This window comes from Croceitalea sp. MTPC5 (assembly GCF_036985505.1).
Lineage (GTDB): Bacteria > Bacteroidota > Bacteroidia > Flavobacteriales > Flavobacteriaceae > Croceitalea.
This window is the reverse complement of record NZ_BTGQ01000006.1, coordinates 288,396-314,828: the sequence shown is the minus strand read 5'-3', so window position 1 is coordinate 314,828 and position 26,433 is coordinate 288,396. Positions and strand designations below refer to the sequence as shown.

General features: G+C 39.5%; 24 protein-coding genes. 14 read left to right on the top strand and 10 right to left on the bottom strand.

From position 1 onward, the window contains the following. Positions 1 to 40: 40 nt before the first annotated feature. Together AACM45_RS18300 and trhA are read left to right on the top strand one after the other, a co-directional pair. Positions 41 to 1,378, top strand: a complete 1,338-nt coding sequence (locus tag AACM45_RS18300; protein WP_339144441.1) for an amidohydrolase family protein — start codon at positions 41 to 43, stop codon at positions 1,376 to 1,378. 6 nt (positions 1,379 to 1,384) lie between these two features. Next, positions 1,385 to 2,014, top strand: a complete 630-nt coding sequence (gene trhA / locus AACM45_RS18295; protein ID WP_339144439.1) for a PAQR family membrane homeostasis protein TrhA — start codon at positions 1,385 to 1,387, stop codon at positions 2,012 to 2,014. Positions 2,015 to 2,030: 16 nt separating this feature from the next. Here the strand turns inward: trhA and AACM45_RS18290 are convergent, their stop codons facing one another. Then, positions 2,031 to 2,702: a ZIP family metal transporter gene (locus AACM45_RS18290; RefSeq protein WP_339144437.1), complete on the bottom strand. Its 672-nt coding sequence runs from the start codon at positions 2,700 to 2,702 to the stop codon at positions 2,031 to 2,033. Between the two features lie 74 nt (positions 2,703 to 2,776). On the opposite strand from AACM45_RS18290, the gene AACM45_RS18285 reads away from it, so the two are divergent. Then, positions 2,777 to 3,931: a THUMP domain-containing class I SAM-dependent RNA methyltransferase gene (locus AACM45_RS18285; protein ID WP_339144435.1), complete on the top strand. Its 1,155-nt coding sequence runs from the start codon at positions 2,777 to 2,779 to the stop codon at positions 3,929 to 3,931. A 29-nt stretch (positions 3,932 to 3,960) separates the two neighbouring features. Here the strand turns inward: AACM45_RS18285 and AACM45_RS18280 are convergent, their stop codons facing one another. Genes AACM45_RS18280 through rlmD form a run of 3 tightly spaced genes read right to left on the bottom strand, consistent with a single transcriptional unit; the run spans position 3,961 to position 6,638 of the window. Then, positions 3,961 to 4,728 (bottom strand): DUF6048 family protein, encoded by a 768-nt coding sequence (locus AACM45_RS18280; protein ID WP_339144433.1) that lies wholly within the window; start codon positions 4,726 to 4,728, stop codon positions 3,961 to 3,963. Further along, positions 4,709 to 5,215, bottom strand: a complete 507-nt coding sequence (locus AACM45_RS18275) for a DUF6452 family protein (protein WP_339144432.1) — start codon at positions 5,213 to 5,215, stop codon at positions 4,709 to 4,711. The genes AACM45_RS18280 and AACM45_RS18275 overlap by 20 nt, the downstream gene beginning before the upstream one ends. Positions 5,216 to 5,219: 4 nt before the next feature. Further along, positions 5,220 to 6,638, bottom strand: a complete 1,419-nt coding sequence (gene rlmD, locus AACM45_RS18270) for a 23S rRNA (uracil(1939)-C(5))-methyltransferase RlmD (protein WP_339144430.1) — start codon at positions 6,636 to 6,638, stop codon at positions 5,220 to 5,222. A gap of 104 nt (positions 6,639 to 6,742) precedes the next feature. On the opposite strand from rlmD, the gene AACM45_RS18265 reads away from it, so the two are divergent. The 3 genes from AACM45_RS18265 to rocD all read left to right on the top strand — a co-directional run bounded on the left by AACM45_RS18265 (position 6,743) and on the right by rocD (position 9,115). Then, positions 6,743 to 7,285, top strand: a complete 543-nt coding sequence (locus AACM45_RS18265) for an RNA polymerase sigma factor (RefSeq protein WP_339144428.1) — start codon at positions 6,743 to 6,745, stop codon at positions 7,283 to 7,285. A gap of 4 nt (positions 7,286 to 7,289) precedes the next feature. After that, complete coding sequence (locus AACM45_RS18260) at positions 7,290 to 7,667, top strand: DUF6768 family protein (protein ID WP_339144426.1); 378 nt, start codon at positions 7,290 to 7,292, stop codon at positions 7,665 to 7,667. Positions 7,668 to 7,837: 170 nt separating this feature from the next. Further along, entirely contained in the window at positions 7,838 to 9,115 is a 1,278-nt protein-coding gene (gene rocD / locus AACM45_RS18255; protein WP_339144424.1) for an ornithine--oxo-acid transaminase, read from the top strand. Between the two features lie 125 nt (positions 9,116 to 9,240). Here rocD and AACM45_RS18250 read toward each other — a convergent pair whose 3' ends face one another. From AACM45_RS18250 to AACM45_RS18240, 3 genes are all read right to left on the bottom strand, one after another. After that, on the bottom strand, positions 9,241 to 10,524 hold the full coding sequence (locus AACM45_RS18250) for a carboxypeptidase-like regulatory domain-containing protein (RefSeq protein WP_339144422.1): 1,284 nt from the start codon (positions 10,522 to 10,524) through the stop codon (positions 9,241 to 9,243). A gap of 253 nt (positions 10,525 to 10,777) precedes the next feature. Continuing rightward, positions 10,778 to 11,161, bottom strand: a complete 384-nt coding sequence (gene gloA2 / locus AACM45_RS18245) for an SMU1112c/YaeR family gloxylase I-like metalloprotein (protein WP_339144420.1) — start codon at positions 11,159 to 11,161, stop codon at positions 10,778 to 10,780. 16 nt (positions 11,162 to 11,177) lie between these two features. Continuing rightward, positions 11,178 to 13,631: a M14 family zinc carboxypeptidase gene (locus tag AACM45_RS18240; RefSeq protein ID WP_339144419.1), complete on the bottom strand. Its 2,454-nt coding sequence runs from the start codon at positions 13,629 to 13,631 to the stop codon at positions 11,178 to 11,180. 124 nt (positions 13,632 to 13,755) lie between these two features. On the opposite strand from AACM45_RS18240, the gene bshC reads away from it, so the two are divergent. Continuing rightward, positions 13,756 to 15,357, top strand: a complete 1,602-nt coding sequence (bshC, locus tag AACM45_RS18235) for a bacillithiol biosynthesis cysteine-adding enzyme BshC (RefSeq protein ID WP_339144417.1) — start codon at positions 13,756 to 13,758, stop codon at positions 15,355 to 15,357. On the opposite strand, the gene AACM45_RS18230 is transcribed toward bshC, so the two are convergent. Both AACM45_RS18230 and pgmB read right to left on the bottom strand, forming a co-directional pair. Continuing rightward, positions 15,346 to 15,891 carry a pyridoxamine 5'-phosphate oxidase family protein gene (locus AACM45_RS18230; RefSeq protein ID WP_339144416.1) on the bottom strand — a complete coding sequence of 182 codons (546 nt, stop codon included), beginning with the start codon at positions 15,889 to 15,891 and terminating at the stop codon, positions 15,346 to 15,348. The two genes, bshC and AACM45_RS18230, sit on opposite strands and share 12 nt — an antisense overlap. A gap of 193 nt (positions 15,892 to 16,084) precedes the next feature. Further along, positions 16,085 to 16,744, bottom strand: a complete 660-nt coding sequence (gene pgmB, locus AACM45_RS18225; RefSeq protein ID WP_339144415.1) for a beta-phosphoglucomutase — start codon at positions 16,742 to 16,744, stop codon at positions 16,085 to 16,087. Between the two features lie 185 nt (positions 16,745 to 16,929). Here pgmB and guaA point away from each other — a divergent pair, with 185 nt between their 5' ends. The 4 genes from guaA to AACM45_RS18205 are packed head-to-tail and all read left to right on the top strand — an operon-like array spanning position 16,930 to position 21,534. Further along, positions 16,930 to 18,462: a glutamine-hydrolyzing GMP synthase gene (guaA, locus tag AACM45_RS18220; RefSeq protein WP_339144414.1), complete on the top strand. Its 1,533-nt coding sequence runs from the start codon at positions 16,930 to 16,932 to the stop codon at positions 18,460 to 18,462. Then, on the top strand, positions 18,462 to 20,606 hold the full coding sequence (locus AACM45_RS18215; protein ID WP_339144413.1) for a PBP1 and LysM peptidoglycan-binding domain-containing protein: 2,145 nt from the start codon (positions 18,462 to 18,464) through the stop codon (positions 20,604 to 20,606). The genes guaA and AACM45_RS18215 overlap by 1 nt, the downstream gene beginning before the upstream one ends. Continuing rightward, positions 20,603 to 21,010 (top strand): OsmC family protein, encoded by a 408-nt coding sequence (locus tag AACM45_RS18210; RefSeq protein WP_339144412.1) that lies wholly within the window; start codon positions 20,603 to 20,605, stop codon positions 21,008 to 21,010. Before AACM45_RS18215 ends, AACM45_RS18210 begins: the two co-directional genes overlap by 4 nt. A 35-nt stretch (positions 21,011 to 21,045) precedes the next feature. Continuing rightward, positions 21,046 to 21,534 carry a DUF922 domain-containing protein gene (locus AACM45_RS18205; protein WP_339144410.1) on the top strand — a complete coding sequence of 163 codons (489 nt, stop codon included), beginning with the start codon at positions 21,046 to 21,048 and terminating at the stop codon, positions 21,532 to 21,534. A 20-nt stretch (positions 21,535 to 21,554) separates the two neighbouring features. Here AACM45_RS18205 and AACM45_RS18200 read toward each other — a convergent pair whose 3' ends face one another. Beyond that, complete coding sequence (locus AACM45_RS18200) at positions 21,555 to 22,418, bottom strand: hydroxypyruvate isomerase family protein (RefSeq protein ID WP_339144409.1); 864 nt, start codon at positions 22,416 to 22,418, stop codon at positions 21,555 to 21,557. Positions 22,419 to 22,521: 103 nt separating this feature from the next. Here AACM45_RS18200 and AACM45_RS18195 point away from each other — a divergent pair, with 103 nt between their 5' ends. From AACM45_RS18195 to yidC, 3 genes are all read left to right on the top strand, one after another. After that, positions 22,522 to 22,755 (top strand): DUF3820 family protein, encoded by a 234-nt coding sequence (locus AACM45_RS18195; RefSeq protein ID WP_339144408.1) that lies wholly within the window; start codon positions 22,522 to 22,524, stop codon positions 22,753 to 22,755. A gap of 58 nt (positions 22,756 to 22,813) precedes the next feature. Then, on the top strand, positions 22,814 to 24,451 hold the full coding sequence (locus AACM45_RS18190) for a CTP synthase (RefSeq protein ID WP_339144407.1): 1,638 nt from the start codon (positions 22,814 to 22,816) through the stop codon (positions 24,449 to 24,451). A gap of 63 nt (positions 24,452 to 24,514) precedes the next feature. Beyond that, positions 24,515 to 26,380 (top strand): membrane protein insertase YidC, encoded by a 1,866-nt coding sequence (gene yidC / locus AACM45_RS18185; protein WP_339144406.1) that lies wholly within the window; start codon positions 24,515 to 24,517, stop codon positions 26,378 to 26,380. The last annotated feature ends 53 nt before the right edge of the window (positions 26,381 to 26,433 follow it).

Here is a 26,433-nt window from a genome sequence, read left to right as displayed (position 1 = left end):
CTCGTACATTTAACTATTTTTAAGGAAACTTTGAAAGTAGATGAAAAAATATCTTTTCACTTTAGTTACGTTGACCCTAACATCTTTTTTGTTTTCGCAAGATGAGAATATAAAAGCACTGGTTGGGGGTACCTTGATTGACGGTTTCGGATCTGAACCTATTAAGAACAGTGTTGTTATAATTGAGGGAGAACGAATAAAGCAAGTAGGCACTATTGAAACACTTAAGATTCCAGCCAATGCCAGCATAATATCTACGGAGGGAATGACGGTTTTACCTGGTCTTTGGGATATGCATGTACATACCATGATCAATGGCCATGCTGACTATACATATTGGGATAAAACATATCCACCATTATTTGAAGATGTTATTATGCCTGCATCAGCCCGCCAATTGTTAATGGCAGGAGTAACAAGTGCACGGGATTTAGGGGGTCCGTTGAAAGAAAGTATAGCCGTGAGGGATGCTATCAATAATAATGAAATGCCTGGTGCAACTTTATACGTGTCCGGCCCTTTTATACAGCATAAGCCCTATCCTGGTACTGAAGCATTTCGATGGGGGGTAAATGGAGCTGAGGACGGACGTAAGAAAATAAGAAAACTAGCAAAAGCCGGGGTCAACTTTATAAAATTGGTCGATCAAGATAAAATGACGATAGAAGAATTAAAGGCAGTTGTTGATGAAGCACATCAAAATGGATTAAAGGTAGTTGCCCATGGGCATCGACCTGAAGAAATACGACTTGGACTAAAAGTTGGGGTAGATTGTTTTGAACATACGGGCCTATCATCAGCACCAAAGTATCCTGATGATATTATGGAGATGATTAAAGAGCGTACTGCCGATATGAGTTCAGGACCGCTATTTTGGTGTCCAACAGTTGAGGGTTTATATAACTATGAATATGTGCGCGACAATAGCGAAAAATTGGACAATACCTCTTGGCACTTGGGGCTACCAGATAGTATAATCGCAGATATTAAGAATAGTATTAAACATCCTGATAGACTGCCTTATTTTCAATTGACCCCTTCACGAAGACCAACCCTAAAAACTAAAATTCAGCAACTTTTGGATGCTGGGGTTGTTTTATTGGTGGGAACGGATAGTGGCATTCCAATGAAGTTTCACAGTCAATCGACATGGAACGAATTAGATGTTTGGGTCAACGAGTTTGGCATTGATCCTATGTATGCTATTAGGGCGGCTACCTACTGGCCAGCACTTTGGACAGGGGTTGCAGATGACGTCGGAACGGTAACACCAGGTAAATATGCAGACATCATTGCGGTTAAAGGAGATGTGCAACGCTATATCAGTTTGCTTCAAGATGTGGATATGGTTATCAAACATGGCAATCGCTATAAATAATCGATCTTGTTTCTTGATAAACCCGAGGCTTTAGTAGAAGAAAAACTTAATACCTATTCGCATGGAATAGGTGTTGTCTGCTCAATCATTGGTCTTTTATTTTTTTTGGAATTGACTGATGAAAATCCGTTAAAAGCGCCTGTTTTTATTTATAGCTTCGCATTGATTTTCCTTTTTACGGCATCGACCGTATATCATGGGGTTTCCAACCCTCAAATGAAACGTAAGCTTAGGGTTTTAGATCACATCAGTATCTATTACTTGATTGCGGCAACTTATACTCCAGTTTGTTATGCAATTTTGGCCGATTCTAAGGGCATATTATTGCTTTGGCTGGTTTGGGGAATCGCAATTTTTGGAACGGCGTTAAAACTTTTTTTTACCGGAAAATTTGAGGTTTTCTCTTTGGTCTTATATGGGGTTATGGGTTGGTTAATCGTAATTGACCTCCCATTTTTAATCGAAAATGTATCTAGTACCCTACTTTTTTATTTAGGGATTGGAGGGGCTTTTTATACTATCGGAATTTTTTTTTATGCCACTAAAAAAATCCCTTTTAATCATTTTATTTGGCATCTTTTTGTATTAGCGGGTGCTTTGGCCCATTGGTTAATGATCAAGGAAGTCATTTCATGACCATTCTTCAAAAAAGTTAAAGAAAATAGGCAATTACGATACCTAAAACGATCACTACCAGTTTCCTTAGGTTAAAGGCATGTCCTTGAGCACTTTCAAATAACACTACGGTTGAAATATGAAGAAAAACTCCTATAGCCAATGCGGTTAATTGTGCACTGTATGTTGATACAACAAATGACTCTTGTGTCAAGAGACTGCCTAATGGTGTCATTAAGGCAAACAATCCTATGAATAATACGGAAAGAGCAAGTTTAAGATTTGAATTCAATAAAAAAATTGACAAAATTATCGCCACGGGTATTTTATGTACCAAGATACCATAGATAATCGTATCACCGTTTGTCACGGGAACCCCTTCAACCAAAGCATGTAGCGAAAGGCTCAGAAATAATACGACAGGAAAACGATTTTTCTTAGTGGCCATATGAACATGCCCGTGTTCAGCCCCTTTTGAAAAAAATTCTAAAAAGATTTGTAGAAGAATTCCGGCCAAGATAAAAATCGCAGCTGATTTAGGACTCAAATCCTCATACACATCAGGCAATAGTTCAAAGAAAGTAAGTGCCAAAAGAAAAGCGCCACTAAAAGCCAATAGTAGTTTTATACTTTTCTCACTTTTTGGTTTTGTAAAATATACAAATATGAAACTTAATATTACTGCTAAAATTGGCAGTAGATACACCATCTGGTTTGATATTTATTGGTTCAAGGGTATAAGCTGCTAAATTAGCCTATTTTTGACGAACTGTTTTACTTGTTATGGAGTCAAATTTTAAAATGCTGGCCAAAACACTCTACGGTTTTGAATCGATTCTTGCAAAGGAATTGCGAAATTTGGGGGCAAGTCATGTAAAAGAAGGGGTGAGAAATGTATCTTTTGAAGGGGATACAGGTTTTATGTATAAAGCAAATCTTTCATTACGAACAGCTTTGAAGATATTAAAGCCGATTAAAACCTTTAAGGTGTTCAATGAAAAACAGCTTTATCGTGAGCTGTATAATATAGATTGGGCATCATGCTTTAGTAGTAGTCAAACCTTTGCTTTTGACACTACCATGCATTCTGATGTATTTAATAATTCACTTTTTGTCTCGCAACGCTCGAAAGACGCTTTGGTGGATAAATTTCGGGACACGGAGCGCCAAAGACCCTCTGTGAACACTGGTAAGCCAGATGTTCGTATTAACATCCATATTTACAATAATGATTGTACGGTATCATTGGATAGTTCAGGTGCTTCATTACATCAACGTGGATATCGTATTGCAACGAATATTGCACCAATAAATGAAGTCTTGGCCGCTGGTTTATTGCTTCATAGTGGTTGGGATGGAAGAACCGATTTTTTAGACCCTATGTGCGGTAGTGGTACTTTTTTGATTGAGGCGGCAATGATCGCATGTAATATACCGGCAAATATTAATAGGGCCACTTTTGCATTTCAAAATTGGCATGATTTTGACGATATACTTTATCAGAAAATAATAACATCTAGATTAAATCAAACCCGCGAGTTTGAACACCAAATCGTGGGCTATGACAAAGCCCCCTCAGCAACTCGCAAAGCAGAGGAAAATGTTGAGAATGCCAACCTTTCTGAATATATAAAGGTGGAGCGAAAGGACTTCTTTAGAACTGAAAAAGAATCTGAAGCAAAACTTCATCTCGTTTTTAATCCACCTTATGGCGAGCGGTTGAATATTGATGAAGAGACCTTTTATGGAAAAATAGGCGATACCTTGAAAAAGGGGTATCCTGCAACTGATGCGTGGATGATTACGTCTAACTTACTGGCACTTAAATATGTTGGTCTGCGACCCAGTCGAAAAATAAAGACATTTAATGGTAAATTGGAATCCCGTTTGGTGCGATATGAAATGTATTCCGGTAGTAAAAAGGCCAAGTTTAATTAGTCAGCTAAAAAAGAAGAAGGGACAACGTATTAGTTGCTATTAGGCATTTCTTTTTTCTTTTTTTTGGCTTTTTTATAAAGGGGTAAAAAATAAGATATCGTATAGTTATAACCGACACCAAAATTACTTCCATCCGTTACTTTATTGAAACCGGGTATCCAAAGGTTTGGAAAGCCTTCTTCATCACTATTACTGACGAGATATGCTAACCGAATACTAACACCACCATAAAGATTACCGAATAATCTTGCCTTGTAGCCCAAAACGAATTCAAGCCATGCCGCCGTTCGACCACTAAACTCTTGAGGTTCGGTACCCAATTGAAAAAACGTCTCTTCATTGAAATCGCGATTTGTCTCATAAATACGGAAGTTGTTCAAGGTCTGACTAAAACTACTAAATGCAAGGCGTCCCCCAATAGTAACCAAGTTTTGCTCACCAAACCAGTTTTTATAGGTGTTATGATCAACACCTAGTTTTATATAACTTCCATTGGTGGTATAATTATATAAATCGATTCCATCTAAGTCTTCGGTCTGTGTTCTTTCTTCGTTTCCGATTTCTGCGGCGATATACAGTTTGTCCTTCAACCTATAGTCGCCCACAAATTCTAAACCGGTGTAATTATTATCTATAAAAGACAGTATAGGTCTGCTTAAGTCAATACCAACACGTAGACCATATCTTTCTGTTCGCTGAATGGTATCTTTTGATTGTAGATCAATAGGTTTACTTTCTTGCGAAATGCCCAAGGTAAAAAGCATACCAAAAAAAAGACTAATGAAATATCTTGACATGTATGGCATTTGATCTTGTTACATCTGGTTGAATAATCTCAATTTTTTGAATCCAATTTTCTGAAGACACCTGTCTTATCGTATCGATTGCATTGTAATTGGCAATAAATCCGCATGCCCTTGATATAAATTCTTCATTTACCTCATAATTGAATGTCAGGGTATCTATATTTCCGGTTTCCATGCCATCTTCGTCATCAGCCGAGTTCGTAATGAGCAGAAAGCTGGTAGCGTTGGTATCAATCCTTAAAGGTACCCCAATCGAATCTACGTTGGTTCTGTCATTGAATGAAGAAATGGTAGTAATGGGTTCAAATGCCAGAATCCTTAAGGAAGGAACGTTTTTTTCATTTTCGGGATCCTCTTGGTCAAAGAAACCAAGAACCAAAAGCGGGGTATCCCCCTCAACACAAATATCATCTTTTTCACAAGATGAAAAATGGAAGACCATTAAGGTTAATATTGCGATGGCAAGAATTCTCTTCATAATTTTATAAAGAAGTTCTTTTGCGTAAAAGCACCACGTTTTCGACGTGATGTGTTTGGGGAAACATATCTACTGTTTGCATTTTTTCCACTTTATAATATGCTTTCATCAAAGCCAGGTCCCTTGCTTGTGTTGCGCTATTGCAACTTACATAAACTATTTTTTCTGGCATCACTTTTAACAATTGTTCAACAACTAATTTATGCATACCATCTCTAGGGGGGTCGGTTATGATTACATCTGGAACCCCGTGTAGGGCTATAAAATCATCAGTAAAAACGTTTTTCATATCACCGACAATGAAGGTGGTATTGGTAATACCATTAAGCGTGGCATTTGAGTTGGCATCTGCAATTGCCTCAGGCACTGACTCAATACCAATCACTGTTTTAGCTTTTTTTGAGATGAATTGTGCTATCGTACCCGTGCCTGTGTAAAGGTCATATACCAATTCATTACCGGTTAACCCTGCAAAATCCCTAGTGATTTTGTAAAGCTCGTAGGCCTGTTCAGAATTGGTTTGATAGAATGATTTTGCATTAATCTTGAACCGAAGCCCTTCCATTTCCTCAAAAATATGGTCCCTGCCGGAGTAGCAGATAATATCTTGGTCATAAATGGTGTCGTTTGGTTTTCTATTGATAAGGTATTGCAACGATGTAATTTCAGGAAAAGTGTTTTGTAAATGGTTTAACAATAATTCCCTTTTTTCCTCAATATCATCATAAAACTGAATTATGACCATTAGCTCACCGATTGAAGAGGTTCTAATAATCATGGTGCGCAGAAGTCCCTCTTGTTTTCTTGGGTTGAAGAATTGCATGTCATTTTGTTCTGCAAATAATTTGGTTGTCAGCCTTATCGCATTCGATGGGTCTTGCTGTAGGTGACACTTCTTGATATCCAAGATTTTATCCCACATACCGGGAATATGAAAACCAAGGGCGTTTTTGTCTTTTATATCAACATTCGAATTTATTTCCTCTAAGGTCAACCATCGGCTATCTGAAAAAGAGAACTCCATTTTGTTGCGATAGAAGTACTGTTTTTCAGAACCCAATATAGGTGCCGGTTTGGGTAATTCGATATGACCGATACGAAGCAGATTATTCTCAACTTCCTTTTGTTTGTAGAATAATTGGTGTTGATAACCCATATGCTGCCACTTACAACCTCCACAGACCCCAAAGTGCTCGCAAACCGATTCCGTTCTTTTGTCGGAGTATTCATGAAAATGAATAGCAACCCCTTCGAAAAATGCCTTACGCTTTTTAGTGGTTTGAACATCGACCACATCGCCTGGCACCGTATTTGACAAAAATATCACCCTTCCATCTGGTGCTTTTGCAACGGTTTTTCCCTTCGCGCCGGCATCAACGACCTCTATTTTTTCAAATACTTGCCTTTTGTTCTTTTTTCGCATTCCGCAAAAATAAGCAGTTTTTGAGCTGTTTCCATTCCAATCAAAATAGGATTTTCAAAATAGGGGAACCTTTTTGGGTTTAGATGGTCTATATTATATGGACTATGGGAAATCCCGCTAAAATATTGGATTCATTATTGGTGATTTCGTATCAATCAGGGGATAAGAAAGCTTTAGCCCTTTTGTTTGAAAGGTGGAACAAAAAATTATGTGTTCAAGCCTATCGCTACACCCATGATTGGGGATTGGCAGAGGATATCACCCAAGATACCTGGCGCACCGTAATGGCTAAAATCCATCTATTAAGGGATGCCGACAGTTTTGGCAGTTGGGTTTTGACCATTATTAGCCGAAAGGCCCTAGATAGTATTAAAAGAAGAAAGAAGTTTACAAAAGGTCTAGATGAAAACCATTGGGTAAATAACGTAGTTGATTTAAATGAAGCAGCTACCCGAGAAGAACAAATTCAAATCGTTCTGAATGCCCTAACCGTATTGCCCGCTGACCAACGAATAGTGCTTAAGCTGTTTTATTTGGAAGAATATAGTCTAAAAGAAATAAGCGCGATTACAAAAGTAAGTGTAAGCACTGTTAAGACACGTCTTTTCAGGGCAAGGGAAAAAATGAAATTATTACTAAAAAAATAGGATTATGAATAAAAAATCAGAGAAAATAGATGATTTGATAAAAGAGGCGCTTTCTAAAGAAGAAGCGGAGTTTTATGATGCACTTGAAGAGCAAAACCTTTTTCAAAAGATCGGTGAGACGTTTAAAGGTAAAACAGGGTGGTTGGTTATCTTTATGAACCTCATGAACTTGATCTTTTTTGTACTATTTGTGTATTGTTGTATCCAATTTTTTAAGACCGATGAAACCAACGCGCTTATTAAATGGACGGCAGCTGGGTTTTTATGCTGGTCATTTATGGCTTTTATCAAACTTTATGTTTGGATGCAAATGAATAAAAATGATATTTTAAGGGAACTAAAACGTCTAGAATTACAGGTTTCTATTTTAAGTAAAAAATAAAATGCAACTCGAAAATGACGATTAGGTATTTGAAAATATTGATTATTTTAGCGATTCTACTAGGGATGATTTCTCTCCCACGCTGAATTTTCGCCCCGACACTTTCGGGATCCGAAAGGATAAAGGTATCGCAGGAATGGTTATTTTATAAATTTTAAACACTATTTAAAATGGCTGTTTTAGAACAACTTACATCGCAACAGGCGATGGATTTAGAAAACAAGTACGGAGCACACAATTACCATCCACTACCAGTGGTATTAAGTAGGGGAGAGGGCGTGTATGTTTGGGATGTGGAAGGAAAAAAATACTATGATTTTTTGTCCGCTTATTCAGCGGTCAATCAAGGACATTGTCATCCGAAAATCATTGCCGCGCTAAAGGATCAAGCCGAAAAATTGACGCTTACCTCTAGGGCATTTTACAACGACATGCTTGGTAAGTTTGAAAAGTATGCGACCGAATTCTTTGGTTACGACAAACTGTTACCCATGAACACGGGTGCTGAGGCTGTTGAAACTGCCTTGAAATTGGCAAGAAAATGGGGATATGAGAAAAAGGGAATACCTGCTAATAAAGCAAGTATTGTGGTTTGCCAGAACAATTTCCATGGCCGTACCATATCCATAATCTCCGCTTCAAATGATCCGGTTGCCACAGAAAATTTTGGGCCCTTTACCCCAGGTATCGTATCGATACAGTATAATGATATCAATGCGCTCTCAGAAGTTCTAAAAGATGAAAATGTAGCTGCATTCTTGGTAGAGCCCATTCAAGGTGAAGCAGGTGTTTATGTGCCAGATGGGAACTATATCAAAGAAGCATTCGAATTGTGTAAATCAAGAAATGTACTTTTTATAGCCGATGAAGTGCAAACTGGTATTGCAAGAACCGGTCGTTTGTTGGCAACTTGCGGTAACTGTTCTTGTACCGATAAGAATTGTTCAGGTACACCAGATGTCAAACCAGATGTATTGATTTTGGGTAAAGCTATTTCTGGGGGAGTTTTTCCCGTATCAGCGGTATTGGCAAATGATGATGTTATGGAAGTGATTCGACCAGGCAACCATGGTTCTACTTTTGGCGGAAACCCTTTGGCTTGTTCGGTTGCTATGGCGGCCCTTGAAGTCGTAAAAGAAGAGCGACTCGCTGAAAATGCTTATGAACTAGGCAGATTGTTCCGTAGTGAAATGGAAAAGTTGATTCAAGAGACACCATTGGTACGTCTAGTGCGTGGAAGGGGACTTTTGAATGCGATTGTTATCAACGATACCGAAGACAGTTCTACGGCTTGGAATATTTGTATGGCACTTAAAGAAAATGGTCTGTTGGCCAAGCCCACCCATGGTAATATCATTCGTTTTGCGCCACCTTTGGTAATGACCAAAGAACAATTGCTCGAGTGTGTGCAAATCATTAGAAATACAATTATCGCTTACGAAGTGTAAAAAAATCCCCGAAAGGGGATTTTTAGTTTCATGAGTCGTGTCATTGAAATAAAAAGTAATGGCCATGCTTTTCTAATACGCTCGTTTTCGTTAGGATATGTTTTTGAAAAATGATTAAAACCCACTTATTTAGAACTACCTCGTTCTGGTTTAGCACGTTTTAATTGCCTTTGGATCTTTCTAATTGCGGACTCTATAGACTTTTCGGGTTCAATGATATTGTATTCACCCCAAAAATCAGCGTCTGAAAATCCGATGGCCTCATCGTTGAGAATAATTGATTTTTTGATACGCTCTTTTGATTTTGGGGTAGCTCCGTCTGTATTTAGTTTCCAATCGGTCACCGCCATTTCAGCGGTCATGCTATAAACGGAATTGAACAATTTATCATCCCAATCCACTTTGAACTCCAAGAGCACGTTGCTGTACCCATAATACCATTTTCCATTTTTACTTCTATAATCTACCCGATAGGCGACCTCTGTGGGCCAAACATCCACATTGGCAGGTTTTTTACGAACAAACAACCTTGAAGCTAAGGCCCTATTCGTGATATTAAGTTTGTAAACTGCGCTTGAGAGTGTTTTGTTTTCTACATCGACATAGAGTTTTCCTGCATACAGGGGGTTAGGTATGTTTTCATGTTGTTCGAAGTCAATAATATATATAAGACGATCGTTGATTACCGTTGAACGGTCAAAACTGAATTTATATTCGTCTACCTGTTCTTCGGCAAAGATATACTCAGGATACTTCATGATATCTACATAAAGGGTATTGAAGGGTCCTCCCTGTAGCTTTAACGCCACAGTGTCAAGTTTGCTGTAATCAGTACTTTTTCGGGCCTTGTACAATTGCACTGCATCTTTTTTATTCGAGGCGTAAGGAGCTTTGTAAATATTGACCACAGCTTCAGATAACGATACGTTACGTCTCCTTTTCTTGATGGTTTCCCTGTAGAATGCGGTCATCAAAGTCGGTTTATCGAAATAATGGTCTCCCTTTTTGCGCAATACTTCGACGATTAAGGCTTTTACGTCTTTGGGTACTTCAATATTTACTTCCTCTAACTCGGATATTAAAACTTCAAGTGCGATTTTGTTGTTCCCTTTTTTGAGTTCTTGCAATGGGATTTTTCTGGTAGCGTGTCCTAAAAAAGAAAATATAACTGCCCCTTCATCAATAGTTGTAGGTACTTTTAATAAAAATTCACCTTCGGTATTCGAAATGGTTGAAATGTTGGTGCCTTCAAGGGCTATGGTAGCAAAAACAAGTTTTTTGTTCGTGCCCTCTTCAAGAACCTTGCCTTTGTAAGATTTGAAGTTGTTTTCCAATTGTTGAAAACCATAGGTATTGCCGCTTATCAGAATTGCGGCACAGGTTGCTATTAAAAATTGTAATGTTTTCATGGCAGTGGTTTTTTTAAAAAACTGGGTTAAACTAAGTTAGTCATTTTTCAAGTTGACCATTGTTAATGTTTTAATATTTTGGTTTTCAAATACTTGATATTTAAAGCTACATAAAATCGGGCTTTATGAATTTTTAGGAGAATATGTAAAATGAAATCTTGGTTTTAGTATCTACTTCATTCATAATATGCGATGACATTGGTATTTTGATGCGTGTGGTATTCAAATAACGTCGTTCTTTAAAAAAAAGGAATCAACCTTCATAAAGTTCTATTGGTAAATCATCGGGGTCTGCGAAAAAAGTGAATTTTTTACCGGTATGCTCGTCTACTCTAATGGGTTCTGTTTTGACTCCTTGCTTTTTTAAGTGAGACACTTCTTGTTCAATGTTGGTGACTTCAAAAGCGAGATGTCGCAACCCACAACTTTCAGGTCTAGAGGTTCTTTTTGGCGGATTTGGGAAAGAGAAAAGTTCTAAAAGGTAGTGTCCATTTAACGCTAGGTCCAGTTTATAAGAATTCCTATGTTCTCGATAAACTTCCCTGATAATATCCAAACCTAAGACCTCGGTATAAAACTGCTTTGACTTTTGATAATTCGAACAGATTACAGCGATATGATGTATGCTCTTGAGCATTTGAATGAATAAAAGGTTAATTCACCATAAAGAGTGCGTTGGCAAAGAATAACTTCCCATTTTCCCAAAACCCTCTGAACAATGGGTTGTCAACCATATATATCACATTTCCACGACCATAATCCTCCACCCCGAACACCAAGCTATTCGTGATTCTCTTCTGAGCATCACTACCGGCAAAACCAGATACGGGGTCGGTGTTTTTTTCAAGGTACGCTACGGTACCATTTTTTAAATAATCATAGGCAGAGCTACCAAGTTTCAAGGTAAAATACTCCGTACCATACCCATAGGCCAATGGGTGTGTATTGTCAATCTTGGTTTTGAAAATAGCCCCCGTAATTGCGTTTTTCATCTGCTCACGCTCTTGTTCTTCATGGGCCATGGGTTTAACGCTAGCGGTATCTTTTTCAGTTTTTTTCTTCTTGATTGAAAAACCATGCTCACCGTCGATACCATCGATGGCCCTGCCCATAGCAATGAGTTTACCGCCATTTCGAACCCATTCTTTCAATGCCTTTAGTTTATCTTCATTATAGTATTGGTTGTAATAACCACCTGGTAGTATAAGTACATCGTAGGCGTCCATGTCTACCCTATCCACATACTCGGTGTCAAGAACCGTTATTGGATAATTTAACTGTTTTTCAAAGAAATGCCAGATTTCGCCAAATCGTAATGTCGATGTGGGGCTGCCTGAGAGAACCGCTACCTTCGGATTCTGAATTTGTTGTACATATCCAGACCCGAAATCTTTACCGGTATCAACAAATCCTGAACTGGTTGCATGTAAGTTAATTGCGGTATGTTTTGATACGATCCTTTTTAAGGTTTGCGTAAAATCGGTATGGTTATCGTTATCGGCGGCCGTAATGATAAGGCTACCTCTTTTAAAAGACGTTCCATCAACGGAGAATGGGGCATAGGCGGTCCTTACCTTAATTTTTGATTGTAGCAATTCAGCCAAAAAACGGGCATCTTCCATGCTGTCCCAATCAGTGATATAGGCATAGGTTGATTTTGCTATTTCAGTTTTGGTAGTTGCCGATTTTGGGTTTGGGTCAATTTGATTTACCAAACTTGTTGATGCCAATGTATTTAGGCCATAGGCGTATGGTAACGACCATGCAGTAATGTCGTAGGTCAATGAGTCACTTAGTTTGGCGTTGGGTTCGAATAATACCTTTACCATGGTTCCCTTAGGTTGGTTTGTTGAAACGACCAAAGTGTGTTCATCCGTCTTAAGGCTTCCAGTCGTACCTGTGCTATAGTTAAACCCTTTTAAAGTGGTCAATGGGGCATGGCCATATTCGATGTTATGGGCATCCAAAAGGGTGCTTAAGGCTTTGAGGTTATCTTTTTTACCTTTTAGCACATAACTTTTATATTTAAAGCTCCTGTTTTGATAAAATTTTTGAAATTCGGCATTGATTTTTTCTACATTTTTAGCGGCTACCTCAACTGTCGAAAGCCCTGTAGTAAGATGATGTGCGATTCTATCCTTTAACGTTAAAGTGTCTCCATTTCTGGTAAGTATTCCAAGTCCGGCCCTTCCACTACCACCTTGTTCGTAAGTCATACCGATTGCTCCGTTATAGGTAGGGTAGGTATCACCGTAACTTGGGTAAAACAAATCAAACACTTCTTTGGTAAAATAAAACCATCCGTTGGCGTCAAAATATTTAGCGTGGTTTTTACCTATGGTTTCTTGAAAATCACGTTGAAACTTGGTTATGACTTCGTGATAGGGTTCTGCGGCAGGTGCGAAAAAATAGGGACTGTTCACACCCTGCTCATGAAAATCAACATGTACATGCGGCAGCCATTTATTGTACACTTTTAGCCGTTGTTGGCTCTCTACCTGGGTGAGCCATGCCCAATCGCGATTCAAATCGAACATATAGTGATTACTTCTGCCGGTCCACCAACCTTCGTGGTGTTCTTTGCTATTGGGATCTACTTGATAAGGGGTGTTTTTATATTGGTTGTACCAATTGCTATAACGATCACGGCCATCCGGATTGATGCAGGGGTCTATAATCACTATAGTGTTTTCTAAATAAGAACTCTTTGACGTAAGCAGTTCATAAATGGTTTGCATAGAGGCCTCGGTGCTGACACTTTCATTACCGTGCACGTTATAGCTCATCCAAACAATGGCTTTCTCCGCTTTGTTGCCTCCGGTGGTCGCCTTCAAATGTGCTTCGCGTATGGCCTCTAGGTTTTGTAAATTTTCTGCGGTTGATATGAATGCCAATATCAAGGGCCTTCTTTCATTGGTTTGGCCATACTCGATCAATTTTACCCTTGCGGCATCCGTATCAGCCAAATATTCATAATAGTCCACGACCTCATGGTGTCTTGTGAATTGGGTGCCTAACTCATAACCATGAAAATCAGAAGGTGATTTTAAGTTTTGGGCAGTGGCAAAAAAGCCTACTGAAAGGCAGATAAAAAGAATGAATCGCATTTTGAAAAGTTTGGTTTAAGCTTGATTTCAAAGCTAACGATAAAATTTGTGTTTAGGTAATTAACGAATTTTTAGGGATTGAAATTTTGAAGTAGCTTATCTTTAAAGCCATATTTTAGTGTTAATGAAAGTAAACTGTATACCATTTCAAGAAACCGGATACTTCTCCAAATTAATTTGTGATTATCTGAATGAAGATCAGCATCTAGAACCATTTTTCAATCGTTTACCAATTCTTCAAAATTTTGATGCCCAAATAGCTGAAAAACAGGCAAATTATGATTCCGCCCATAGAAATGTCCTGACCAGCGCTATCGAAAGGCAATATGTCGGTTTTAATTGCAGCGAGCCAACCCGAAAAAATATCGAAAGCTTAAGTTCGAATACGACATTTACGATTACTACCGGGCATCAGTTGAATTTGTTCACGGGACCACTTTACTTTTTGTATAAGATCATCTCTACGATCAACCTTACCAAAAAGTTAAGACAAGAACACCCCAATTACAATTTTGTTCCCGTTTATTGGATGGCTACTGAAGATCATGACTTTGATGAAATCAACTATTTCAACTATCGTGGAAAGAAAATCAAGTGGAATATAAATGCCAATGGTGCCGTTGGGAGATTGCGTACGGATGGGCTTGACAAAGTCTTTGAGGTTATCTCACAACAATTTGGGGTAACAACCAATGCCAGTGAACTCAAAAGCCTCTTTGAAAAATCGTATCTAGAACATACCAACCTTACTGATGCCACCCGATATCTCGCGAACGAATTATTCGGCGATTTCGGTCTGGTCATCGTAGATGGCGATGATTCCCAATTAAAACGATTACTGGTTCCCTTTGCCAAAAAGGATATTTTTGACAATATACCCCATGAACAAGTTACGAAATCCATCTCGGCACTCTCTTCTGTATCACAAACCTACAAGATTCAGGTAAATCCCCGTGAAATCAATTATTTCTATCTAAAGGATGATCTGCGTGAGCGTATCATTGAAAAATCGGGCAGTTATTACATCAATACTACCGATTTGAAATTTTCAAAAAGCGGGCTTGAGAATGAATTGGAAACTTTTCCCGAACGATTTTCCCCTAACGTCATAGCTAGACCCTTGTATCAAGAAGTGATTTTACCCAACTTATGCTATATTGGCGGGGGTGGCGAATTGGCTTATTGGTTAGAGTTAAAGGCTTATTTCGATAACTTAGGCGTTACTTTCCCTATGCTCTTGTTGCGTAACTCGGCCTTGGTTATTAGAGAGAAACAATACGAAAAGATGGAACGCTTAGATTTGGATAGTTCTGACTTGTTTCTGACCCAAACAAGTCTGGTCAATAAAAAGATTCGAAAAATCTCTAATATAGAAATCGACTTTTCTTCCCAAAAAAGGCACTTAGAGAAGCAGTTTCAAGAGCTTTACCAAATTGCGGAAGAGACCGATAAGTCCTTTTTAGGGGCTGTAAAAGCACAAGAGGTCAAACAGAAAAAAGGATTGGACAAGCTGGAAAAGCGACTTCTAAAGGCCCAAAAAAGAAAACTCAAAGACCATGTGATCAGGTTGACCGAACTTCAAAATGTACTTTTTCCGAACCAATCCTTACAAGAGCGGCAACTCAATTTTTCAGAGTTATATCTGCAATATGGAAAAGATCTGATTCCACAACTAATGGAAATCCTAGACCCTTTGGCAAATGGTTTTTTGATTTTAAGGCACTAGAAATTGCCCCGACCATTCTTGATTTTTCCTAGTGAAATCCATACGGATATGATGTGGTCTTTTCAATCTAAGATATTCAATCGAACTCGGAATTATCTTTACGACACAAAAGTGATTCCCATCCGTCAGGTAATCGACCTGGTCTGGATTGTTCAGTAGACTGCCAGGGGCGTCGGCTGTAGTATAGTCTTTTCTTGAATTTAAAGGGATGCCGTTCCAAATGGATTTTAAGGTCTGTCCATCATTGATGAATGTCGTTTTTCCGGTAATCTGTAATTGCAATAGTTTTTTTGGATGGTAAAAAAGTGCGGCAATATTAGTATTGGTAGCCAATTGGTCAACTTTGTTTGAACGCCGATCCGTATAAAAAAACAGTTCTAGGTCTGTTGTTACTTTCCGCAAAACGACCGTACGCAATCGTGGTTCGTTATTTGGGGAAACGGTTGCCAAAGAAAAATATCGGAATGGATGCCCTTTTTTAACGGCCCCATTGACCAACTCATTTTTAAGCTGTTCAAATATCAATTTCTCCATTTGTCATTTTTTTCAAAAATAATTGAAAAAAAAGGTAGGGTTTTTTAAAAGATGGTTGTTAACTATACAAATTGTTATGAAAAGGTATTTTACCTTTTAACTATGAATTGATAAATTCATGTGTTTAGGTTGGTTTTGATTTTATTTTAAAAGCCCCGGAGTGGTTCCCGGGGCTTTTGTATTTAAGGTATGTTTAAAACAACTCTTTAAAATGCGATTTAACCGCAAACAGCGTGGCCTCTGCCATTGAATCAAAGCGAACATCTGCATGGCCGACCCTATCATCAGGGCCAATACCTACTGCATAAAATCCTCCGGCCTTTGCGGCATCAATGCCCGCTTCCGCATCTTCATAAACGATACATTCCTCTGCCTTGAGTTCTAATTTTTCCGCACCGTACAAAAAGATATCCGGTTCGGGTTTACTTTTCGAAACACTATTGCCGTCACCGATAATATCAAAATAACCAATGGCCTCAAGCTGTTCTAAAACCTTTGCGGCATTCTTACTTGCGCTGCCCAAGGCTACCCTAAAGCCTTCTTGCCTTAGGTGGGTCAGTAACTCTTTTGCCCCAGGTAAATAATCATCGGGTGTCAAGGTATCGAGACTTGCAACATAAATATCATTTTTCATAGTGGCCAGCTCCAATAATCGGTCTTCCGCCACTGTTGCATTATTATGGTCTTTAATGATATTGAGGGAGTCCATTCGAGAAACTCCACGCAGTCGTTCGTTAACGGCCCTGTCAAACTGCCAGTTCATTTCTTCTGCCAGTTTTTTCCAAGCTAAATAATGAAGTTCAGCAGTATCGGTGATGACACCGTCCAAATCGAAAATAAATCCTTTAATCATGGTTAAAGTTTAGCGGTTTTTGCACAAAGGTATGATTTCGGTTGTTTTTTGTGCAATTTATCCCACATTCAGTTTGTGATTTTAATTGCCCGCTAAAAACCTAAAAGTCAAAACTTTTCGATGTTTGGCATAAATTTAAACGAAAAACATCCTTTTTCAACTCGTTCAAATTGCTATTTTTGCCCATGCAAAACCAAGTTCTCATTCTTGATTTTGGTTCCCAATATACCCAATTGATAGCGCGACGCGTTCGGGAACTGAATATCTATTCTGAAATCAAACCATACAACAAGCTGCCTGAAGACCTTTCACCGTTTCAGGCGGTCATACTTTCAGGTTCGCCTTTCTCGGTGCGGGCAGGCGATGCCCCACACCCTGATCTAAAGGATATAAAAGGGAAAAAACCATTGCTTGCCATCTGCTATGGTGCGCAGTATTTGGCGCATTTCAATGGTGGAAACGTAGCGCCCTCGGCAACCCGTGAATATGGTCGGGCCAATCTTTCCGAGGTTAAAGATGGAGAGGCATTTTTAAAGAATGTCCATTTGGGCAGTCAAGTATGGATGAGCCATAGTGACACCATAAAGCAATTGCCTGAAAATGGGGTTTTACTTGCCAGTACGCATGATGTTGAAAATGCTGCTTTTAGAATCGAAGGGGAAGAGACCTACGGAATTCAATTTCACCCAGAAGTATACCATTCAAAAGATGGCAAACAGCTTTTGGAGAACTTTCTGGTCGACATAGCGGGCCTGAAACAAGATTGGACCCCAGATGCATTTGTTGAAACAACCGTTGCCGAACTAAAGGAAACGATCGGTAGTGAAAAGGTCATTCTTGGTCTTTCGGGCGGGGTTGATTCGAGCGTTGCCGCGATGTTACTTCATAAAGCAGTTGGAAAACAATTACATTGTATTTTCGTTAATAATGGACTATTGCGCAAGAATGAATTTCATGATGTTCTAGAACAGTATAAGGGCATGGGCTTGAACGTCAAGGGGGTTGATGCTTCGGCACGTTTCTTGAAAGCACTCAAGGGGGAATCAGACCCTGAAACCAAAAGAAAAATAATCGGAAGGGTCTTTATAGAGGTTTTTGATGATGAATCACAACAAGTTGAAAATGCGACTTGGTTGGCCCAAGGAACGATTTACCCCGATCGGATTGAGTCCGTCTCTGCAAGTGGTGGACCCTCTGCCGTGATAAAAAGCCATCATAATGTCGGTGGGTTGCCCGATTATATGAAGTTGAAAATTGTGGAACCACTTCATCTGTTATTTAAAGACGAGGTTCGACGTGTGGGCAACAATATGGGTATGGATGCTTCCATTCTAGGTCGGCACCCTTTTCCTGGTCCTGGATTGGGAATCCGTATTTTAGGTGACATTACACCAGAAAAGGTGTCTATATTACAAGAGGTAGATGCTATTTTTATCGATGGATTGAAAAAAAATGGACTTTACGACTCTGTTTGGCAGGCTGGGGCCATGCTTTTACCCGTAAATAGTGTAGGGGTAATGGGTGATGAAAGAACTTACGAAAAATGCGTGGCATTGAGAGCCGTTGAAAGTACCGATGGTATGACCGCCGATTGGGTGAATTTGCCTTACGGGTTTTTGCAAAAGGTGTCTAACGATATTATCAATAAAGTAAAAGGTGTCAATAGGGTAGTTTATGATATTAGCTCAAAACCACCGGCCACTATAGAATGGGAATAATGAAACGTCAATTTTTAAAAGGTATTTGTTTTGTTGCGATGCTATTGGCCTCGACCTTGGCTTTTGGGCAACAAAAATTCACAACGCACCAAGTTAAAGAAGGGGAGACCATTTACAGTATTGCCAAGCAATATCGGGTCACCCCCTATGCGATACTTCAACAAAACACCGAGATAAAGAACTCTGAGGAGATAAGGCCGAATACCATTTTGGTGATTCCGTTGGCCGGTGTCGTTGTTGACAAAAAGGCTATTGAACCGGAAATTCAAGAAACACAAATAGAACCAACGGGTTTTAAAAGACATCGGGTAAAAAAGCGTGAAACCCTATTCAGTCTAACCCAGAAGTATGCGATTACCGAAGAACAGCTAAAACGCTATAACAAAGAATTGTACGCCGAACCCCTGAAAAAGGGAATGGTATTACAAATTCCCAAATACCCCGAAATCACAGAAGAAGACGAAAAAGATATTGAATACGAAACGTATACCGTATTACCAAAAGAGACACGATGGAGCATTGCCAATAAATATGGTATTACTATTGATAGTCTTTTGCTTTTGAACCCTGAATTGCCAAAAAGCACGAATTACCTCGCTATTGGTCAAGAATTGAGGCTGCCGCGACCGAAAGGGGATAGCCTTGAAAAACAGGAAGTGGTCTTGTTTGAATCGTATACGGTACCAAAGGCAATAGGTCTTTTTCGAATAAGCCAAAACTATGGTATAGCCGTTGACTCCATTATCAAGTTAAATCCTGAGATCAATGAAACAGGTGGCCTAAAAGAAGGAATGGTACTTCGCTTGCCAAAACAAAAACCAAAAAGTGAGTTGGTCAATACCGAGAATTATATTTTTTATCAGGTAAGGCCCAAACAGAACATATTTAGATTGACCCAGAATTTAAAGATTTCTAGGGATTCTTTATTTGCTTTGAATCCTGAGCTTGAAAATGGTTTGAAAGCGGGCATGGTCTTGAAACTACCGAAACAGAAAGAGTCACAGCTTGATGTCAAAAATGCCTTGGTGCTAGATAAAATCAACTTGATTGATAGTATCAATATTGAAAACAGGCCAAGTGTGATGTTCTTGTTGCCTTTTAGATTAGATCGCATCAACTTTAGGGATAAAGAAAAAACCGAGGGACAAGTAAGTACGCGCAATGATATCAAATACGCCATGGGATTGTATACTGGCGCATTGGTAGCCTTTGATTCTATTAAAAAACTTGGGGTCTCGGTCGATGTTAAAGTCTTCGATACCCAATTGAATTTAGAGGCTTTGAAAACGGTGTTGGCCCAAAATCCCTTGATGGGTATAGATGCCATAGTTGGGCCGGTAAATCCTAATTTATTGGGGGAAGTTGCCGTTCAAGCTGCTAATTTCGATGTACCCGTTATAGCCCCCTACGCCGCCCAAAGCGAGTTGAGTTTGAACAATGTGTTTTTCTCCATACCCAATGATGCCCTATTGCGAAATAAAATCTTATCCCATATTGAAAAAATCAGGGTTAATGAGAATTTGATCATCATTGCAGATGATGCCCACCAGGCTGCGAAAGATTCCATACTACGTGCTTTTCCAATGGCACGTGTGGCAAAAATGAGCGAAGATGGATCTTTGCATTTGGTAGATTTTCAAGCCATGCTCTCTGAGCGTCAAGAGAATTGGGTATTTGTAGAGACCGACAAACCTAATTTGGTCGCGAGTATCAGTTCAATACTAAATGCCTCTATGGGTTCAGCTGAAGGGGGTGACGATGTAAAGGTCAAAATGTTCACGACGAATTATAACAATGCCTTTGAAGCTGATGCGGTTTCAAGACCCCATTTATCGAATTTGAAGTTTATGTTTCCGTCATCCTATAAAGAAGTAGGTGCAAATTCATTTACGAAGGCCTATCGAAAAAAGTTTGGGCATGCCCCTGATCGCTTTGCCGTGCGTGGGTTCGATATCACATTTGACTTGCTTCTTAAACTTGCCCATAAGAAAAACTTGTATGAAACTTCTAAAATCATAGGAAGTACAGAATATAATGGCAATCGGTTTAACTATCTCAATGATTGGACCTCTGGTTTTTTTAACCAAGCATCTTACTTGATGCAATACGATGAATTACGAATAAAACAAATTGATAGTAAATGACATCAAGAGTCACCTATAACGGCGAATTAAGAACCACGTGCACCCATATACGTTCAGGTAACGAAATGATTACCGATGCACCTACCGATAATCACGGATTAGGGCAAGCCTTCTCACCAACAGATACCGTTGCCACGGGTTTGGCTAGTTGCATGATGACCGTGATGGGTATAAAAGCTGCCGACCTTGATATCGATCTTGTAGGTGCTATCGCTGAGGTCACCAAACATATGGCATCAGACCCTCGCAGGATTTCTAAAATAGAAGTACATCTAGAATTACCCGCGGTTGTTTCGCAAAAACACAGAACGATTTTAGAACGCACTGCGAATACATGCCCCGTGCATTACAGTTTACACCCAGATATCGAAAAAGTAATTACCTTCAATTGGTCCGTAAAGTAAGTCTTACTATTTGCCTGCTGCTAACGGGGTTTTCCATGGTTTCACAAAAACTTGAAGAAACGTTGGCATGGAGCTGGGAGCGAAGGTTGACCTGGAATGATTTTAAGGGTCGGGTACCTCCCGATGCTGTGCCTGCCGCAACTACGGCAAGTGGGATCAGTTACAAATATTCCGCCAATCTTTTGCATCATGAAGTTGATCTTGATTTTACCGTAGATGCTTTTTTCTATCCTGATGAATCATGGTACAAACCAGAAGTCTGTGATGATTTGATATTAAGTCACGAACAATTACACTTTGATATTTCAGAGCTTTTTGCCCGTAAAATGCGTTTAAAATTGGAACGTACCGCTTTTACGGAAAACGTGAAAAGTGAGATTCGAAAAATCTATAAAGAAACCTTGAAAGAACTTTCCGATTTTCAAGATCAGTACGATTGGGAAACCAATTTTTCTAGAAATACCAAGGCCCAGCTGGAATGGAATTCCAGAATTGCGGAAGCACTATCCCGTTTGGAGGATTAGTTTTGGATCAGTTCATAACCTTAAACATCACACCGCACCAAACCGTCTTTTAACGCTGCGATCTTATCATCCCAAGTTGGAATGAATTCTTGGGCAACGTAACCGGTATATCCTGTTTTCAAAATGGCGTTCATAACCGCTGGATAATACATTTCTTGGGTTTCATCGATTTCATGGCGACCTGGCACCCCGGCCGTATGATAATGGCCAAAATACGGATGGTAATTTTGAATGCTTCTTATGATGTCCCCCTCTTGGATCTGCATATGATAAATGTCGAACAACAGTTTAAAGTTGTCACTGCCTATTCGTCTGCAAAGCTCTACCCCCCAAAGGGTATTGTCACACATATAGTCAGGATGGTTTACTTGGTTGAAAAGTTCCATTTGTAGGGTAACGCCTAGTTTTTCGGCCATAGGCATTATTTTTGACAAACCTTCCACACAATTTTGCAGTCCTACATAATCGTTCATCCCATTCCGGTTTCCGCTAAAACAAATCAAATTGCGATATCCGGCATCTGCTACTTTGGGAATCATTTCCGTATAATTCTTAATCAATTGCTCGTGATGTTTCGGATTGTTCCAACCCTCCATTAGGCTTATTTCAGCTCCCCAGCACATCGAACATTCGATATTGTATTTTTTAAGCAAGGGCCATTCTTCAGGTCCGGTCAGATCAATGGCCTTAACGTTAAGATCTACCAAGATTTTTAAAAAGTCTTCAAGCTCATAGTCTTGAAAACACCATCTACAAACACTGTGGTTGATATTGTGTTTTAGTTTGAAGTCTTGGTTTTTTGGAACGGATTGTCCGTTTAGGCTGCTTATAGCCATGCCGGCAACGGCAGCTGTAGAGGAAGCCATGAAATTTCTTCTTTTCATATCGGGATATTTTCCATAGAAAGATAGTACTTTAGAATGAGTATTGCCATGATGGGTAATATGACACTTTCTTCATTAACCCAAACGGATTCTATCGTATCTAATGGAAATTGGTCCTGACAAACAAAAACTTCTTGAATTAGTTCATTATAAAATGCCTTTCGGAAAATACAAAGACCGTCATTTGATTGATCTGCCCATCGCGTATTTGGTATGGTTCAGGCAAAAAGGTTTTCCGAAGGGAAAGCTAGGGGAGTATTTAGAAACCACCTTAGATATAAAATCAAATGGATTAGAGCCTATGATGCGCCGATTAAGGCAACAATTTCCTAAATAACCATCCTGATTTCTGACGATAATTTGTAACTTTACGCCCCGTAACATCAGATTCAATCATGTCGAAAACCAAGTACATTTTCGTTACGGGGGGCGTAACATCTTCATTGGGCAAGGGTATCATTGCCGCTTCTTTGGCCAAGTTATTACAGGCTAGGGGTTATAAGACCACCATACAGAAATTAGACCCTTATATTAACGTTGACCCAGGTACTTTAAATCCGTATGAACACGGGGAGTGTTACGTTACCGATGATGGTGCCGAGACCGATCTGGATCTTGGCCATTACGAACGTTTTCTAAATGCAAATACCTCACAAGCGAATAATGTCACTACGGGAAGGATATACCAGAGTGTAATTGAAAAAGAACGCAGGGGTGAATTTTTGGGTAAGACGGTTCAAGTGGTACCCCATATTACCAATGAAATAAAAGAACGCATCCAATTGTTGGGTAATAGCGGTGAATATGATATCGTTATTACCGAGATTGGCGGTACGGTAGGTGATATCGAATCTTTACCTTATATAGAGGCCGTTCGCCAATTACTTTGGGAACTTGGTGAAGGTAACGGAATCGTTATCCACCTCACTTTGGTGCCATTTTTGGCTGCTGCTGGGGAACTCAAGACCAAACCTACCCAGCATTCCGTCAAGACCTTGATGGAAAGCGGTATCAAGGCCGATATTTTGGTATGTCGTACCGAACACCAGATTTCTGATGATATCAAACGAAAATTGGCTTTATTCTGTAATGTAAGGCAAGAAGCGGTAATTCAGTCTATTGATGCCTCCACCATTTATGACGTGCCGATGTTGATGCAAGAAGAAGGTTTGGATAGGGTGGCTTTAGAAAAATTGGAGTTACCCGATACGATGGAACCCGATTTGGGGAATTGGAAACAGTTCTTAAAAAAACATAAGAACCCAAAAAACGAAGTTACCATCGGTCTGGTAGGTAAGTATGTGGAATTACAGGATTCTTATAAATCGATTTTAGAATCGTTCATACATGCAGGTGCGGCTAATGAAGTTCGCGTGAATGTACGTTCCATACATTCTGAGCATCTTTCCGACAAAAACATTAGTGATAAAATGTCAGGGCTGAACGGTGTTTTGGTCGCACCTGGGTTTGGGGAACGCGGCATAGAAGGTAAAATTTTAGCGGTTAAATTCGCACGTGAGAGCGACATCCCGTTTTTGGGTATTTGTTTGGGCATGCAAATGGCCGTAATTGAATATGCCCGAAATGTTCTGGGGCTTGCCGATGCCAATTCGACTGAGATGGACGAACAAACACCAGAACCCGTCATAAGTCTTATGGAAGCACAAAAGTCGATCACCAATAAGGGTGGAACGATGCGCCTAGGGGCTTGGGATTGTGATTTGGTGACCGATAGCTTGGCACGGAAGGTGTATAATGAAAGTTCACATATATCAGAACGTCACCGTCACCGCTTTGAATTCAATAATGATTACAAAGAAGATTTGGAAGCCGCTGGTCTTGTTGCCACGGGTTTGAATAGCGAGACCAGTTTGGTAGAGATTGTGGAATTACCGACCCACCCTTGGTTTATTGGCGTACAGTATCATCCAGAATACAAAAGTACCGTTGCCAATCCGCATCCTTTATTTGTGGGTTTTATTAAGGCCGCCGTACGACAAAAACAAGAACAAACTAATGCCAGTTTGGCATAAACCGCACAATTGGATATATATTTGCGAGCTGGTTACGCGGATAGTGAACGCTAAATAACTTTCATGGAAGAAAAGAAACTGGATATTAACTCCATCATAGGCTTTGTATTGATTTTTGGTATTTTATTAGGTTGGATGTACCTCAGACAACCGTCGCCAGAAGAGCTTGAGGCCCAGAAGGCACAACAAGAACAGCTCGAAGCTGAGGTGCAGGCAGCTGAACAACCAATTGAAAACGAAGTTACAGAAGCACCAAAATTAGACCTTCAAGATTCAACCACCCTAGCCAAATATAAAAGCAGTATCGGTGCATTTGGGTTCACAAGAACACAAGATGGCACATCGATTTTAGAGAACGAACTACTCTATCTAGAAGTGGCCAATAAGGGAGCTCAGATTTTAACTGCGAAAATGAAGGATTTCGTCACCTACGATTCCATTCCGGTCTATTTGGTGAAAGATGGTAATGCCAATTTTGAGTTGTCGTTTACAACCAATGACAATAGGGTTCTAAGTACCAAAGACCTCTATTTTGAGCCTTCGCTCACCAAAAGTGGTGACAATCAGGTTTTGTCGATGAAAGCCAAGATTTCTGCGAACCAATTTTTAGAGTATCGCTATGAAATGAAACCCAATGATTACCTGGTGGACTTCACTATTCGTTCGCAGGGATTGAATGGAGTCTTTAATTCATCAAAACCCGTAACCCTAGAATGGGACTTAAAGGGTATTCGACACAACAAAAGTGTTCAGTACGAGAACAGGTATACCAGACTGACCTATAATCATGATGGCGATAAGATAAGCAAGCTTTCTGAAAGTAGCGATTTAGACGAAGAGACGGAGGTTGACGTAAAATGGTTATCATACCGGCAACATTTTTTCAGTTCTATATTGGCAACCAAAGAGCATTTTAAAAGCGTGGATATCTCTTCTGAAAACTTAGTGGAAGAAGAAGATAAACAACAAAAGTTTACGAAGGCCTATACCACCCAGACGAAACTGGAATTGCAAGGCGGTGAACTATCACAGAATATGCACTGGTATTACGGCCCGACCGATGTGGCGGTTTTGGATAATTATAAAGAATTGGGCCTGGTTGAATCCATTCCTTTTGGATGGGGAATTTTCGGTTGGATCAATAGATTTGTATTTACACCATTCTATACCTTTTTAAGTTCTTTTCTACCCTATGGAATTGCCATTATTATCATGACCATCATTGTGCGTTTGGCCTTATCGCCAGTTACTTATAAGTCATATTTATCCCAGGCGAAGATGAAGGTCTTAAAGCCAGAGCTTACAGAGCTGAACGAAAAGTACAAGGACAATGCGATGAAAAAGCAACAAGAAACAATGAAATTGTACAATAAGGCAGGGGTGAGCCCTATGAGTGGTTGTATTCCCGCCCTATTACAGCTTCCTATTTTTTACTCATTGTTCATGTTTTTTCCAACATCATTCGCTTTAAGGCAAAAACCGTTTTTATGGGCTGAAGATCTGAGTTCATATGATACCATTTTCAACCTTCCTTTCAATATTCCATTTTATGGTGACCACGTGAGTTTGTTTCCGATATTGGCATCCATAGCCATCTTCTTTTATATGATGATGACTACGGGCCAGAGCATGCAAATGCAACAACAACCGGGCATGCCCAATATGAAATTCATCATGTACCTATCCCCAATATTCATGTTGGTGTTCTTTAATAATTACGCCAGTGGTTTGAGTCTCTATTATTTTGTATCGAACTTGATTACCATCTTTATTATGTTGGCCATTAAGAATTATATTTTGGATGAGGATAAGATCCATGCCCAGATTCAAGAAAACAAGAAGAAGCCCAAAAAAGAAAATAAGTTCCAAAAAAAGATGCGTGAGATGATGGAACAGGCTGAGGAACAGAAAAAGGCCGGAAGACGTTAGAAAACTATATTAAACCTTTTTGATCTAAAAACGTCTTACCACTGTAATCATAT